This is a genomic window from Xanthobacter tagetidis, from assembly GCF_003667445.1.
GTDB classification, from domain to species: Bacteria; Pseudomonadota; Alphaproteobacteria; order Rhizobiales; family Xanthobacteraceae; genus Xanthobacter; species Xanthobacter tagetidis.
This window is the reverse complement of sequence record NZ_RCTF01000004.1, coordinates 192,557-204,483: the sequence shown is the minus strand read 5'-3', so window position 1 is coordinate 204,483 and position 11,927 is coordinate 192,557. Positions and strand designations below refer to the sequence as shown.

Here is an 11,927-nt window from a genome sequence, read left to right as displayed (position 1 = left end):
CCTTTAGCCGAGCCCCATCTTCTTGAATGCCTGGCTGATCCAGGACGCCTTGTTCTCCTGGGGCGTCATGCCGCCGGAGGAGACCAGCTTGTAGGCGTCCTTGTACCACGGACTGTCGGGGAAATTATAGCCCAGAACCGCGGCTGCCGTCTGCGCTTCGCTCACCACGCCGAGCGCCATGTAGCACTCGGTGAGGCGCATGAGCGCCTCTTCCACCTGCCGGGTGGTCTGGTATTGCGTAACCACCACCTTGAAGCGGTTGATGGCGCCGGTGTAGTTGCGCTGCTCCATGTAGTAGCGGCCGATCAGCATCTCCTTGCCGGCGAGCTGGTCGCGCGCGACCTCGATCTTTCGCTTGGCGGTGGCGGCGTATTCCGAGTTGGGATACTTGCGCACCACGTCTTCGAGCGCCTCCAGTGCCTGGCGGGTCTTGCGCTGGTCTCGGGTGATGTCGGGAATGTTCTCGTAGAGCGAGGAGGCGACCAGATACTGCGCGTAGGCGGCGTCCTGCGAGCCGGGATAAAGCGCCACGTAGCGGCGGCCGGCCATGATGGCCTCGTCGTACTTTCCGGCTTCGAAATAGGAATAGGTCGCCATCAGGAGGCCCTTTCGGGCCCACTCGGAATAGGGGTGGGTGCGGTCCACGTCCTCGAATCGGGTGGCCGCCTGGTCGGGCCGCTGCTGGCGCAGCAGGGTCAGGCCCTCATTGTAGATCTTCTCCGCCGGCTCGTCGGGGGGGAGCACCTCGTCCTTGTCGCTGGCGCAGGCCGACAGGACCAGCGCGCAGGCCAGCGAGACGGCGCACAGGGCGCCCCTCAGGCGCGCGCGCAACGTGTGAGCTTCGGTCGAAGATGGCATCACGATCCGTTTCCGTGCCGCGCCGTTCGGCTGCTGCGTTTCTATAGAAGCTTCGGGGTTAAGGAAATCGCGTCGCGATCGCCGCCGCCCCCCGGCTCTGCTCTCGGCCTTCGGCCCGCCCGCGCCTTGCCGCAGATGCGGGTAGGGGAATTTTCGGCCGGTATTGTGGCAGCAACCGGCCGGCAAAGCATTTCCTTGGGCAGGGCGTGTCGTGTGGGCCACAGCGGAGGGCACGGGGGACCCCGGCGGGGCGCCAAAAAAGGAAAACCCGGCGGGAGAACCCGCCGGGTGAGGAGGTTGACGAAAGTCGGGCCGCGGCGATCAGACGTCCGGGGCGAACACCGGCACCGGGGCGGAGACGCCGATGTCGACACCCACCGTGTCGCGCACCGGACGGGCAGCCTCCTCGACCACGGCGAAGGCCGAGCGGTCGGCGAGCAGCGCGTCCACCACCGCGAAATTCAGCTTGTGGCCGCCGCGGAACGAGCGGTAGCGGGCCAGCAGCGGCAGGCCGGCGAGCGCCAGATCGCCCACCGCGTCCAGCGCCTTGTGGCGCACGAACTCGTCGTCGAAGCGCAGGCCCTCGGGGTTGAGCACGCCGGCCTCGTCGAGGCAGACGGTGTTCTCCAGCGCTGCGCCGCGGGCGTAGCCGGCCGAGCGCAGGCGCTCCACGTCCTTGAGGAAGCCGAAGGTGCGGGCGGGCGCCAGCTCGCGGCGGAACACGCCGGGGTTCATGGTGGCGGCGAAGCGCTGGCGGCCGATCAGCTCGTGGGAGAAGTCGATCTCCACTTCGAGGCGGAAGCCGGCGTCGTAGGGGAGAAGCTCGCCGAAGGAGGCGCCGTTCTCGACCCGGACGGGCTTGAGGACCTTGAGATACTTGCGGCGGCCGCGCAGCTCGACCACGCCGGCGTCGTCGATGGCGTCCACGAATTCGGCGGCGCTGCCGTCGAGGATCGGAACCTCGGGGCCGTCGATCTCGACCGTCGCATTGTCGACGCCGAGGCCGGCGAAGGCGGACAGGAGATGCTCGACGGTGGAGACCAGGGCGCCGGAGCGATCGCCCAGCACGGTGGCGAGGTCGGTGGCCTGGACGGACTTGTGGGAGACGGTGGCCTTGCGGGGAGACTGGTCGGCGAAGGAACGGACGAAGACGGTACCGGTATTGGCGCTCGCGGGCTTCAGCGTGACGGTCGCCTCGACCCCGGCGTGGACGCCGGCCCCCTTCAGGGTGATCTCACGAGCGAGCGTGGTCTGCATGTTCCGCACCGTTCTTCAGGGAATGGCGACCCGAAGGCTGCCCACTTCCCTCCCCCAAAACATCACCTTGCGTTCCCACTTTCGCCGATCTTTCCCGAATAATTCGGAAACAGCGGAACCGGGAATCGCCCGAGGCGTTGGGTGAACCGTAGTCGGATGAGGCTGCGGCGCCAAATCACGCTTGCTTACCGCCTGTTACTGCGGTGCATATTAAAAATATTGTTAAATATCAATGAATTGGGGCCGCGTGCGTGGCGCGGCCCCGGGGCCTTTGTTACATCCGCGAGAGCAGGTCAGTTGGCCTGCCGGCGCAGGAAGGCGGGAATCTCCAGCTGCTCGTCGTCGTCGTGCGGCATGGCGCGCTGGGGCACTTCCGCGGCCGGACGGGGCGCGGGGCGCTTGGCGAATTCGGACACCGGATCGCCGGGGCGCTGCGGCAGGGTCGGACGCGCATCGCCCATCGGACGCTCACCCATCGGACGCTCACCCTGAGGACGCGGGCGACGCTCGCCGGCCCGCGGATCCATGCCGCGCGGTTCGGCCGGCGGCGCCATCGGCGGGCGCTGGCCGCGCGGCTCCATCGCACGGCCCTCGGGACGGCCTTCGGGGGGACGGCCGGGGGCGCGCATGCTGGGCTGGTCGCGGCGCTGCGGCTCGGCGGCCTCGGGCTCCTCGCGGCGGCCCACATTGGCGAGGCGCTGGAGCAGGCTCATGCGCTTCTTGTCGCCCTGGCCTTCGGCCGGAGCCTCGCCGCGCTGGGCGCGGATCTGGTTCTGCGCCGGCAGCGGCAGCTCCTCCAGGCGCGGCATGCGCGGCGGACGCGGGCGCTGGCCCTGCGGCGGGATGTAGGGGGCGAAGTCGTCCTCCACCGGCACCGGCGCCTCGGGCGCGGCCTCGGGCTCGACGAAGAAGGAGGGCTTGGGCGCCGCCTGGCGGATGGTCACCTCGTCGATGGCGACGGCGGACCGCTCCTGCATCCGATCCTGGCGCACCGGCTCCGGCGCGAACGGGTCGGCCTGGGGGGCGAGGCCGGCGGTCTCCGCTTCGAGGCCGATCAGGTCCTCGGCGGAGATGGCGGCCACCGCGCTGCGGATCTGCGCCTCACGGGTCGCCTCGACGGCGGCGCGGCCGGCGTTCGACATCTTGCGGCCCTGGAGGTCCGGGAAGCGGTCGGCCGGGATCACCTGCTCGGGGATCACCGCCGGATCGATGCCGGTCGCCACCACGCTGACGCGGATGATGCCTTCCAGGCCCTCGTCGAAAGTAGCGCCGAGGATGATGTTGGCGTCCGGGTCCACTTCCTCGCGGATGCGGGTCGCTGCCTCGTCCACCTCGAACAGGGTCAGGTCCTTGCCGCCGGTGATGGAGATCAGCAGGCCGCCGGCGCCGCGCATGGAGGTCTCGTCCAGCAGCGGATTGGCGATGGCGGCTTCCGCCGCCTGGAGGGCGCGCTTGTCGCCCGAGGCCTCGCCGGTGCCCATCATCGCCTTGCCCATGTCGCGCATCACGGCGCGCACGTCGGCGAAGTCGAGGTTGATGAGGCCTTCCTTCACCATCAGGTCGGTGATGCAGGCGACGCCCGAATAGAGCACCTGGTCCGCCATCGCGAAGGCGTCGGCGAAGGTGGTCTTCTCGTTGGCGACCCGGAACAGGTTCTGGTTCGGGATGACGATGAGCGTGTCGACGCTCTTCTGCAGTTCGTTGATGCCGTGCTCGGCCACCCGCATGCGGCGGGCGCCCTCGAAGTGGAACGGCTTGGTCACCACGCCGACGCACAGGATGCCGAGCTCGCGCGCCGCGCGGGCCACCACCGGGGCGGCCCCGGTGCCGGTGCCGCCGCCCATGCCGGCGGTGATGAAGACCATGTGGGAGCCCGAGAGGTGGTCGCGGATCTCGTCGAGGACTTCCTCGGCGGCGGCGCGGCCGACTTCCGGCTGGGAGCCGGCGCCGAGGCCCTCGGTCACCGCCACGCCCATCTGCACCACACGCTGCGCCTTGGTCAGCGCCAGCGCCTGGGCGTCGGTGTTCGCCACCACGAACTCGACCCCGTTGAGGCCGGCCTCGATCATGTTGTTGACGGCATTGCCACCGGCGCCGCCCACACCGAACACCGTGATCCGCGGACGAAGCTCACGAATGTCGGGCATCTGAAGATTGATCGTCATGCTGTTGCTCCGTCGAACCCGACCCTACGCGGCCCGCGCTTCACGAATCGTGCCTGGTTAATTTCTACGGCACCGATCGTTAACCATGTCTAAAAGCTGTCCCTCAGCCAGCGTCCGACGCGGCCGAAATATCCCGGCGCCTCGCCGTTGGCGGCCTGCCGGCGGCGCGGTTCGAAATGTTCGAGCCCGGCCACCTGCGGATAGACGAGAAGGCCCGCCGTGACCGCGAATGCGGCCCCGCGCGCGGCTTCCGGCAGGCGCGACACGCCGAGCGGGCGGCCGATGCGCACCTGCGGCCCGATCACGCGGGCGACGAGGTCCGGCAGCCCCTGGAGCTGCGCCGCCCCGCCGGTGAGCACGATGCGCCGGCCGGCGTCGGAGGCATGGCCCGTCGCCTTCAGCCGGTCGCGAATCAGTTCGACGATCTCCTCGGCGCGCGGACGCACGATGGTGACGAGGCGCGACTTCGGCACCATGTGCGGCTGGTCGCGCGGCTCGCCGGAGAGCGGCGGCACGGTGAGCATGTCGTGGTCGTCCGAGGACACCGCCACCACGGCGCCGTGCAGCGCCTTCATGCGCTCGGCGTCGGCGAGGCGCGCGGGCAGGCCGCGGGCGACGTCGTTGGTGATGTGCTGGCCGCCGATGGCGATGCCGTCCACATGGATGCAGTGGCCGCCCTGGACGATGGAGAAGGTGGTGGTGCCGGCCCCCATGTCGATGAGGGTGACGCCCAGCTCCATCTCGTCGTCGGTGAGCGAGGAGAGCGCCGCCACATAGGGCGCGGCCACCATGGCCTCGATCGAGAGATGGCAGCGCTCGATGCAGAGCACGAGGTTCTTGAGCGCCGTGAGGTCGGCGGTGATGACATGCATGTCGACGCCCAGCTCGCGGCCGAGCATGCCGCACGGCTCGCCGATGCCGCGCCGGCCGTCGAGCGAATAGCCCACCGGCAGCGCGTGCATCACGGCCCGGCCGTCGCCCACCCCGTAGGTGGAGGCGGCCTCCAGCACGCGGCGGATGTCGAATTCCTCCACCGCCGGCCCGGCGATGCGCACCGCGGCCTCGTAATGCTGGGAGGCGAGGCGCCCGCCCGAGACCCCGACCACCACGGAGGCGATCTGCACGCCGGCGGCGCGCTCGGCCATGTCCACCGCCTGGCGGATGGCGAGCTCGGCCTTCGCCATGTCCACCACCGCGCCGCCCTTGATGCCGTGGGCGCGGGTGTGGCCGATGCCGAGCACGTCCACCGCATGGGTACGGCGGGTGAGTACGTCGGAGGCGCCGCGCGGCTTCAGCCGGGCGATGGCGCACACCACCTTGCCGGTGCCGATGTCGAGCACGCCGACGATGCCGCTCTTGCGCGGCGGCAGCGGGCGCATCTTCGGCGCGAAACCCTGGGCGAGCCTGTGCCTGCTCATGTCGCGCCTCCCTTCCTCGCCTTGGCCCGGGCCTTGATCGCCTGCGCCCGCGCGTCCGCCGCGGCGTCGGACAGGCGCACCGCGACGCGGTCGGGAAGACGCAGGTCGATGATGGTGATGTCGCGGGACAAGAGCTTCCTGTCCCGGTCGAGGTCGGCAAGCTGGGTCAGCGCGCCTTCGAGGCCCTCCTCGGGCAGGCGCACGTCGACCCCGTTGCGCATCTTCAGCGTCCAGCGCCGGTCGGCCACCAGGATGGCGGCGCGCACCTGGTCGGCGATCACCGGGATGCGCGCCAGCGCGTCGACGATGTCGCCCACCCTCCTGTCGGCGCCCTCGCCGACGACGATGGGCAGGTTGATGTAGCGCGGATCGTCCGAATAGGGCGCGATGATGCGGCCGTCGCGGCCGATCACGTTGATCTCGCCGTTGATCTGCCAGAGCGCGAACGGCACCCGCTCGGTGATCGCGATGTCGATGCGGTCGGGATAGAATTTGCGCACGCTCGCGGACTGGATCCACGGCATGGCTTCGAGGCGCGCGCGGGTCTCGTCGGCGTGCACGAACAGGATCGAGGTGGAGGACTTGATGCCGGCCGCCTCCAGGATCGCCGCCGGGGTCACGTGATTCTGGCCCGACAGGTTCACCTGCACCACCTTGAAGCCGGCGATGTTGGCCGCCGCGTCGGCGATGTCGAGGCCGATCTCCTTGGCCTCCTGCACATGGCCGCCGATGACGGTGCCGTAGAGCGCGAAGCCGCCGATCACCGCCACGGTGAGTAGGCTCGCCCCGCGCCGGCCGAGGCTGGAGGCGGCGAGGCGCACGGAGAGGCGGCGCAGCAGCAGGGACAGGCGGCTCGCCGGCCGCGGCTCGGGCGGCAGGCGCTTGTGTCGGTCCGGCGGCACCGCGGCCGGACGCGGCGCCGCGGGCCTGTTCGGCTTCAGCGTTGGAGCGACGCGTCCTCGACCATCCATTTGACAAGCTCGCCGAACGATATGCCCGCATGGGCTGCCATATCGGGCACGAGCGAGGTCTCGGTCATTCCGGGCTGGGTGTTGACCTCCAGGCAGACGAGACCGGAGATGTCTCCGGTGCGCTCGTCGTATCGGAAGTCGGATCGCGACACCCCCCGGCAGCCGAGAGCTCGGTGCGCCGTCACGCTCAACATCCGCACGTGCTGGTAAACTTCAGGTAAAATCCGGGCCGGAAGGATGTGGATCGAGCCGCCGGGCGCATACTTGCTTTCGTAGTCGTAAAACTTGTGCGCCGATTCGATCTCGATCACGCCGAGGGCGTCCTCGCCCATGACGCCGCAGGTCAGCTCAAGCCCGGGAATGAAGCGTTCCGCGAGCAGAAGCTCGCCGAACGACCAGTCGTCCCGGTGGAGTTCCTGGGGCGGGTGGGCCTGGTCCTCGCGCACGATGAACACGCCGAAGCTCGACCCCTCGCAGATCGGCTTCAGCACGTAAGGCGGCTCCATGACATGGCCGGCCGCCGCCTCGGCGCGCGATACGGTGCGCCCCGCCGCCACCGGCACGCCGGCCGCCGCCAGGGTGATTCGCGCCTGCGCCTTGTCCATGGCAAGCGCCGAGGCGAGCACGCCGGAATGGGAATAGGGGATGCGCAGGATCTCCAGAATGCCCTGGATGGTGCCGTCCTCGCCCGGCCGCCCGTGCAGCACGTTGAGCGCGACGTCGGGTTTCAGGCGGGCCAGCACTTCGGCGACGTCGCGCCCCACGTCGACACGAGTGACGCGGTAGCCCTCGGCTTCGAGCGCCGCGGCGCAGGCGGCGCCGGACCTCAGGGACACCTCGCGCTCGGCGGACCAGCCGCCCATCAGCACCGCCACGTGTTTCGTCATCGCGTCTCGTTCCTCATGTGCCGCGCGGGCGCGCAGGCCGGGCGCGCGGAGGCGCGCCGCAGCCGCGGCCGGCCGGCAGCGCGCATTCCACCGCCGAACCCTTCCCAAATCCATAATGGGCACCGCGCCCCGATGCCACTCCGCGCCCCGCGGCGCGCGCCGCCGCATCGTGCTAATCTTGACGCAACATCACGGCCTTGACCCGGAGGATGCCATGACCGACCTCTCCGACGCGGGCGCCCCGGACGGGCCGCCGGAAGACACCAAGCTCACCCGCACCAAGCTGCGCTGGGCGCAGGAGGGCAAGTTCCTAACCGGCCGCGTGGCGCGGCCCGAGGGCGAGCGCCTGCCGCCGGGCCAGCATCTGGTGAAGGACTGGCCGGTGCTCGACCTCGGCATCCAGCCCATGGTGCCGCCCATGCGCTTCCGGCTCGACGTGTCGGGGGCGGTGGAGAACCCCGTCTCGCTCGACTGGGACGCCTTCCTGGCGCTGCCGCAGAAGAGCTTCGTCAACGACATCCACTGCGTCACCACCTGGTCGCGCTACGACAACACCTGGCAGGGCGTCTCCACCCATGACCTGCTCGATTTGGTGATGCCCGCGCCCCATGCGGTGGCGGTGATGCTGCACTCGTTCGACGGCTATTCCACCAACCTGCTGCTGGAGGACTTCGCGTCGGAAGACGCACTGCTCGCCCATGCGTGGGCGGGCGCGCCGCTCACCCGCGAGCATGGCGGCCCCATGCGCCTCGTGGTGCCGCACCTCTATTTCTGGAAGAGCGCCAAGTGGCTGAAGTCCATCGACTTCATCGCCGCCGACAAGGCCGGCTTCTGGGAGGAGCGCGGCTACCACATGCGCGGCGATCCCTGGGCGGAGCAGCGCTACTCCGACGACTGAGGCGCTCCCGCCGTCATGCTCCGGCTTGACCGGAGCATTCATCTTCTGCGTCGCGGGCGTTCTGACACCCCCACCCCAATCCCCTCCCCACAAGGGGGAGGGGTTTTCACGTCGCGATCGGGAAGGGCGTGACGCCCTCCACGTGAAGCCTCCCCTCCCCCTGGTGGGGAGGGGCAGGGGAGGGGGTGTCGACAGCCCGCGAAGCTGTTCTCACTCCTCCGCCCTGTGCGCGGCCGGGGCCGGCATGGCGGGGGCGCCGTGCCCGGCCGGCTCGGCGACGAGCGGGGCCGGGCCGTGCTGGGTTAGCGGGCGGTTGCCGGAGAGCGCGCGCAGCATCACGTAGAACACCGGCGTCAGGAAGATGCCAAAGAAGGTCACGCCGATCATCCCCGAGAACACCGCGATGCCCATGGCCCGGCGCATCTCGGCGCCGGCGCCCACCGACAGCACCAGCGGCACCACGCCCATGATGAAGGCGAGCGAGGTCATCAGGATCGGCCGCAGCCGGAGCCGGCTCGCCTCGATCGCCGCCTGGATCGGCGTGCGCCCGGCGAACTCCAGCTCGCGCGCGAACTCGACGATGAGGATCGCGTTCTTGGCCGAGAGCCCCACCAGAACGAACAGGCCGATCTGGGTGAAGACGTTGTTGTCGCCGCCCGAGAGCCACACCCCGGTCAAAGCGGCGAACAGGCCGGTGGGCACGATCATGATGATCGCCAGCGGCAGCATGAGGCTCTCATACTGGGCGGCGAGCACCAGGAAGACCAGGAAGATGGCCAGCGGGAACACGTAGATCGCCGAATTGCCGGCGAGGATCTCCTGGTAGGTCAGCTCGGTCCATTCGAAGTCGAAGCCCTTCGGCAGGGTCTCGCGGGCGATCCGCTCCACCGCAGCCTGGGCCTGGCCCGTGGAGAAGCCGGGGGCGGCGCCGCCGTTCACGTCGGCGGTGAGGAAGCCGTTGTAGCGCATGGCCCGCTCCGGCCCGGCCGCCGAGCGTACCTTGAGCAGCGCCGAGAGCGGGATCATCTCGCCGCTCTGCGAGCGCACCTTCAGCTGACCAACGTCCTCGGCGCGGGCGCGGAACGGCGCGTCGGCCTGGACGCGCACCGTGTAGGTGCGGCCGAACTTGTTGAAGTCGTTGACGTAGGTCGAGCCCAGATAGATCTGCATGGTCTCGAACACGTCGGTCACCGCGACGCCGAGCTGGCGCGCCTTGACGCGGTCGATATCGGCATAGAGCTGCGGCACGTTCACCTGGTAGGAGGAGAACAGGCCGGCGATCTCGGGCGCCTGCATGGCCTTGCCGAGGAACGCCTTGGTCGCCTCGTCCAGCGCCGCGTAGCCGAGGCCCACGCGGTCCTCGATCTGCAGCTTGAAGCCGCCGATTGTGCCGAGCCCCGACACCGGCGGCGGCGGGAACATGGCGATCATCGCCTCCGGGATGGCGGCGAACTTCATGTTCAGCGCCATCGCCAGAGCATTGCCCGACAGATGGGGGTCGCGCCGTTCCTCGAACGGCTTCAGCGTCACGAACACGATGCCGGAGTTGGACGAGTTGGTGAAGCCGTTGATGGACAGGCCCGGAAAGGCGATGGCGCTCTCGATGCCCGGCTCCTTCAGGGCGATCTCGCTCATCTTGCGGATCACCTCCTCGGTGCGGTCGAGCGTGGCGCCGTCCGGCAGCTGGGCGAAGCCGACGAGATACTGCTTGTCCTGCCCCGGCACGAAGCCCGACGGCACGGCGCGGAACACGCCCACCGTGAGGGCGATGATGACGAGATAGAGCCCCATCATCACCACGCGCCGCGTGACGATGCGCCCGACGATGCCGCCATAGCCGCGCGAGGCGGCGGAGAAGGCGCGGTTGAAGCCGCGGAAGAACCAGCCGAACAGCGCGTCCATCACCCGCGTCAGGCGGTCCTTGGGCGCGTCGTGGCCCTTCAGCAGCAGCGCCGCGAGCGCCGGCGACAGCGTCAGCGAGTTGATCGCCGAGATCACGGTGGAGATGGCGATGGTGAGCGCGAACTGGCGGTAGAACTGCCCGGTCAGGCCGCTGATGAAGGCGAGCGGCACGAACACCGCGATCAGCACCAGGGCGATGGCGATGATGGGTCCGGAGACCTCCTGCATGGCCTTGTAGGTGGCGGCGCGCGGGGAGAGGCCCTCCTCGATGTTGCGCTCCACGTTCTCGACCACGACGATGGCGTCGTCCACCACGATGCCGATGGCGAGCACCAGGCCGAACAGCGTCAAGGCGTTCACCGAGAAGCCCATCACGTACATCACCGCGAAGGTGCCGACGATGGACACCGGCACGGCGAGCAGCGGGATGATCGAGGCGCGCCAGGTCTGGAGGAACACGATCACCACCAGCACCACCAGCAGCACCGCCTCCAGCAGCGTGTGCACCACCGCGTCGATGGAGGCGCGCACGAACTGGGTGGTGTCGTAGACGATGGCGTAGTCCACGCCCTCGGGCATGTTCTGCTTGATCTCGGCCATCACCCGCTGCACCTCGTCGGCGATGCGGATGGCGTTGGAGCCGGGCGCCTGGAACAGCGGCACGGCCACCGCCTGCTTGTTGTCCAGCAGCGAGCGCAGCGCGTATTCGGCGGCGCCGAGCTCGATGCGGGCGATGTCGCGCAAGCGCACGATCTCGCCGCCGGTGCCGCTCTTGACGACGATCTCGCCGAATTCCTCGACGCTCGCGAGCCGGCCCTGGGCGTTGATGGAGAGCTGCAGGTCCACGCCCGGCTGGGACGGGGAGGCGCCCACCACGCCGGCGGCGGCCTGCACGTTCTGGGCGCGGATCTCGTTCACCACGTTGGCGGCGGACAGTCCGTGCTCGGCCACCTTCTGCGGATCGAGCCACACGCGCATGGAGTAGTCGCCGGCACCGAAGATCTGCACCTGGCCGACGCCCTCGATGCGGGCGAGCCGGTCCTTCACGTTCAGCACCGCGTAGTTGCGCAGATAGGTGGTGTCGTAGCGGTTGTTGGGGGAGAGGATGTGCACCACCATGGTGAGGTCGGGCGAGGACTTCACCGTCGTCACGCCGAGGCGGCGCACCTCTTCCGGCAGGCGCGGCTCGGCCTGCGAGATGCGGTTCTGCACCAGCTGCTGCGCCCTGTCCGGGTCGGTGCCGAGGCGGAACGTCACCGTCAGCGTCATGATGCCGTCGGTGGTGGCCTGGGAGGACATGTAGAGCATGTCCTCGACGCCGTTGATGGCCTCCTCCAGCGGCGTCGAGACGGTCTCGGCGATGACGATGGGATTGGCGCCCGGATAGGTCGCACGCACCACCACCTGGGGCGGCGAGACCTCGGGATATTCCGAGATCGGCATCGCCCGCATGGCGATCAGGCCGGCGAGGAAGATGAGCACCGACAGCACGCCCGCGAAGATCGGGCGGTCGATGAAGAACTTGGACAGGTTCATGGCACCTTCCTCCGTCGGAGGCGGCTGGACGTTGG

Annotated in this window: 8 protein-coding genes; 1 reads left to right on the top strand and 7 read right to left on the bottom strand. The window is 69.4% G+C overall.

Features of this window, described 5'->3' with window-relative positions; genetic code table 11:
* Positions 1 to 3: 3 nt before the first annotated feature.
* From D9R14_RS06960 to D9R14_RS06935, 6 genes are all read right to left on the bottom strand, one after another.
* A complete protein-coding gene (locus D9R14_RS06960) occupies positions 4 to 858 on the bottom strand; it encodes an outer membrane protein assembly factor BamD (RefSeq protein ID WP_121622590.1) in 855 nt (284 codons plus the stop codon).
* Between the two features lie 321 nt (positions 859 to 1,179).
* The gene (gene lpxC / locus D9R14_RS06955) at positions 1,180 to 2,115 is read right to left on the bottom strand and encodes a UDP-3-O-acyl-N-acetylglucosamine deacetylase (RefSeq protein WP_121622589.1); all 936 of its coding nucleotides are present in this window, start codon (positions 2,113 to 2,115) and stop codon (positions 1,180 to 1,182) included.
* A gap of 293 nt (positions 2,116 to 2,408) precedes the next feature.
* Positions 2,409 to 4,280, bottom strand: coding sequence for a cell division protein FtsZ (gene ftsZ / locus D9R14_RS06950; protein WP_121622588.1), 1,872 nt, complete (start codon positions 4,278 to 4,280; stop codon positions 2,409 to 2,411).
* Positions 4,281 to 4,369: 89 nt separating this feature from the next.
* Complete coding sequence (gene ftsA, locus D9R14_RS06945) at positions 4,370 to 5,698, bottom strand: cell division protein FtsA (protein WP_245420611.1); 1,329 nt, start codon at positions 5,696 to 5,698, stop codon at positions 4,370 to 4,372.
* The gene (locus D9R14_RS06940; protein WP_121622587.1) at positions 5,695 to 6,669 is read right to left on the bottom strand and encodes a cell division protein FtsQ/DivIB; all 975 of its coding nucleotides are present in this window, start codon (positions 6,667 to 6,669) and stop codon (positions 5,695 to 5,697) included. The genes ftsA and D9R14_RS06940 overlap by 4 nt, the downstream gene beginning before the upstream one ends.
* Complete coding sequence (locus D9R14_RS06935) at positions 6,636 to 7,556, bottom strand: D-alanine--D-alanine ligase (RefSeq protein ID WP_121622586.1); 921 nt, start codon at positions 7,554 to 7,556, stop codon at positions 6,636 to 6,638. The genes D9R14_RS06940 and D9R14_RS06935 overlap by 34 nt, the downstream gene beginning before the upstream one ends.
* A 214-nt stretch (positions 7,557 to 7,770) precedes the next feature.
* On the opposite strand from D9R14_RS06935, the gene D9R14_RS06930 reads away from it, so the two are divergent.
* Complete coding sequence (locus D9R14_RS06930; RefSeq protein ID WP_121622585.1) at positions 7,771 to 8,454, top strand: sulfite oxidase-like oxidoreductase; 684 nt, start codon at positions 7,771 to 7,773, stop codon at positions 8,452 to 8,454.
* Between the two features lie 210 nt (positions 8,455 to 8,664).
* Here D9R14_RS06930 and D9R14_RS06925 read toward each other — a convergent pair whose 3' ends face one another.
* Entirely contained in the window at positions 8,665 to 11,892 is a 3,228-nt protein-coding gene (locus tag D9R14_RS06925) for an efflux RND transporter permease subunit (protein ID WP_121622584.1), read from the bottom strand.
* Between the last annotated feature and the right edge of the window lie 35 nt (positions 11,893 to 11,927).

Bases quoted from the DNA above. Each gene is read 5' to 3' on its own strand.
- D9R14_RS06960 (WP_121622590.1), bottom strand. From the start codon at position 858: ATGCCATCTTCGACCGAAGCTCACACGTTGCGCGCGCGCCTGAGGGGC.
- lpxC (WP_121622589.1), bottom strand. From the start codon at position 2,115: ATGCAGACCACGCTCGCTCGTGAGATCACCCTGAAGGGGGCCGGCGTC.
- ftsZ (WP_121622588.1), bottom strand. From the start codon at position 4,280: ATGACGATCAATCTTCAGATGCCCGACATTCGTGAGCTTCGTCCGCGG.
- ftsA (WP_245420611.1), bottom strand. From the start codon at position 5,698: ATGAGCAGGCACAGGCTCGCCCAGGGTTTCGCGCCGAAGATGCGCCCG.
- D9R14_RS06940 (WP_121622587.1), bottom strand. From the start codon at position 6,669: ATGGATGGTCGAGGACGCGTCGCTCCAACGCTGAAGCCGAACAGGCCC.
- D9R14_RS06935 (WP_121622586.1), bottom strand. From the start codon at position 7,556: ATGACGAAACACGTGGCGGTGCTGATGGGCGGCTGGTCCGCCGAGCGC.
- D9R14_RS06930 (WP_121622585.1), top strand. From the start codon at position 7,771: ATGACCGACCTCTCCGACGCGGGCGCCCCGGACGGGCCGCCGGAAGAC.
- D9R14_RS06925 (WP_121622584.1), bottom strand. From the start codon at position 11,892: ATGAACCTGTCCAAGTTCTTCATCGACCGCCCGATCTTCGCGGGCGTG.